This window comes from Pseudooceanicola marinus (assembly GCF_002786295.1).
Lineage (GTDB): Bacteria > Pseudomonadota > Alphaproteobacteria > Rhodobacterales > Rhodobacteraceae > Pseudooceanicola > Pseudooceanicola marinus.
The window spans coordinates 1-407 of the sequence record NZ_PGTC01000027.1 but is presented as its reverse complement, the minus strand read 5'-3'; the positions used below and the strand labels follow the sequence as shown (position 1 = coordinate 407).

Below are 407 nucleotides of genomic sequence, written 5' to 3'. Positions count from 1 at the left end.
GCGCCGCGCCGGGCGCGGGCTGGCTGTTCGGCCAGGCCCAGGACGGCCCCGCGCTGGCGACCATGGTGCTCTGCACCGGGCTGGCCACCCTCGCCCTGCTACCCGCCTACCACGCCCTTGTCTGTACCCCGGAGGCCTCCTGATGGACGGAGCGCATCTTCTCGACCTCGCCGTCAGTCCCCGCCCGACACCCCTCGGCCCGCCGCTGATCGTGGACAGCTTTGCCGGCGGTGGCGGCGCCTCGACCGGGATCGAGATGGCCCTGGGCCGCGGCCCCGACATCGCCATCAACCACAACCCGGCGGCGCTGGCCCTGCATGCGGCCAACCACCCGGACACGCTGCATCTCAGCGAGAACGTCTACCGCGTCGATCCGCTGGATCATCTGGCAGGCCGCCATATCGGCC

At 72.5% G+C, this 407-nt stretch carries 1 pseudogene; it reads left to right on the top strand.

The window, feature by feature from the left end:
* Positions 1-142 precede the first annotated feature (142 nt).
* Positions 143-407, top strand: a pseudogene (locus CVM50_RS19145) (DNA cytosine methyltransferase); the annotation flags it as partial.